1 protein-coding gene is annotated in these 1,669 nt (G+C 70.1%); it reads right to left on the bottom strand.

Features of this window, described 5'->3' with window-relative positions:
- Nucleotides 1-171: 171 nt before the first annotated feature.
- Nucleotides 172-1,548, bottom strand: coding sequence for an IS1380 family transposase (locus ABT186_RS47655; protein WP_351237956.1), 1,377 nt, complete (start codon nucleotides 1,546-1,548; stop codon nucleotides 172-174).
- Nucleotides 1,549-1,669 lie beyond the last annotated feature (121 nt).

The following is a 1,669-nucleotide window of genomic DNA, read 5'->3' as shown; positions in this document are numbered from 1 at the left end:
CCTCGATCTTGCGTGAGGGTCCGTCAGCTTGCTGACGGACCCTTTCGGCTCATTCGGGGGCGGTCATTTCTGCAGGTGGGCAGGCTGGTGGCCCGGCTGTCGCGTCGGGTGGGCGCCGGGTTCCACTGCTCCGGCCGGGTGGAGCTGCTCGTAGGGGCGGGAAGTTGCTGGTCAGCCGGGGTTGGGCAGTGCTGCGAGCCGTTGCAGAGCGTCGGTGATCAGGCCGGCCCAGGGCCAGTGCTTCGCGAAGCGCAGGATGCAGCGTCGTCCGGTGGTGACGAGCTGCGCGGCGGCGGAGAAAAGGCGAAGTCGCAGGCGGCGAGGCTCCCACAGGCGGGCTTGGCCGACGAGGGCGAGCATCGGCATCCAGGCCAGCAGGTCGAGGGCGATCTGGATGATCTCCAGCCAGACCTGGTTCTGTGCGCTGTCGTGCAGGGGGAGGTTGCGCAGGCCGGTGGAGCGGGCGGCGCGGATGCGGTCCTCGGCGCGGGCCCGCTGGCGGTGCCGCAGCTCCAGCTCGGCGATCGGGGTGTGCTGGGTGTTGGTGGCGAAGCAGGTCAGGCGCATGCCGTCGGCGTCGGTGAAGCGCAACTGGGCGCCAGGGTGCGGCCGTTCCTTCCGTACGATCAGCCGCATCCCCTTGGGCCAGCCCTTGAGGCAGTCGCCGTCGAGCTCGGCCACCCAGGCGCCGTCGCGGATCTCGCCGTCGGGCTCGACGGCCGGTGTCCAGGCCGGTGCCGGGACCTTCAGAACGGCCTGGTGGATGGCATCGGTGATGGTCATGCCGACCGAGTAGGACAGCCACCGGCCGCGGGCGGAAAGCCAGTCGACGAACTCGTGGGTGCCCCCGCCCGAGTCGGTGCGGATCAGCGTCTGCCGTCCGCGCCGGTACTTCTTCGGCAGCTGCGCCAACGCGAGCCGGGCGGCTTCGATGTGGTCGGCGGCGGTGTTGCTGCCCGCGTTCCCGGGCCGCAGCAGCCCGGCCACCGGCTCCCCGGACCCGCCCCGGCCGTGGTCGACGAACCCCATCAGCGGATGGTGCCCGTAGGTCTTCTTCCAGGTCGCGGCCGCATCCTGTTTCTCGGAATGCGCTATTACCAGCACCCCGTCCAGGTCCACGACCACCTGCCGGGCCGCGTCCGGCGCCGCGTCACCGGCCAACCTCCATACGTATTCACGGACTTGAGCGCGGGCCTGCCGCAGTGCGGTCAGCGCACGCTTCCCGCCCGCTGCCAGCGCGCCGATCAGCCGGGACACCGTCGGATCGGAGGCCACCGGCCCGAACACCGCCAGCTCGGCCCGCAGCATGCCCACGTCTGCCAGGCAGTCGCCGCCGAGCGCTACCGCGATCGCCACATCCACCAGGATCTTGCCCGGATCATGCACCGCCCGCGGCTTGCGCCACGGCTCAAGTGCCGCCGATATCGCCTGATCCAGGCCGGTCTTGCGGACCGTTTCCACCAGCAGCACCCCGCCGGCCTGGGAGACCACCCCGCGACCACCGCATTCGGTACGGACACGCGGGTAGGACCCGATACGCTTCTTCACCTGGAGAGTGCTTCTTTCATGCGACGACCTGGACCCTAGACAAGTCCCATCGTTGCAGGTCAGGAGCACTCTTCGCGTTTCTGATCACCCACTGGACGCCCCGCCGTGTGAAAGCGCGAGG

It is taken from the genome of Streptomyces sp. NPDC001634 (assembly GCF_040298185.1).
Classification (GTDB): Bacteria; Actinomycetota; Actinomycetes; order Streptomycetales; family Streptomycetaceae; genus Streptomyces.
This window is presented reverse-complemented; position numbering and strand designations above follow the sequence as displayed.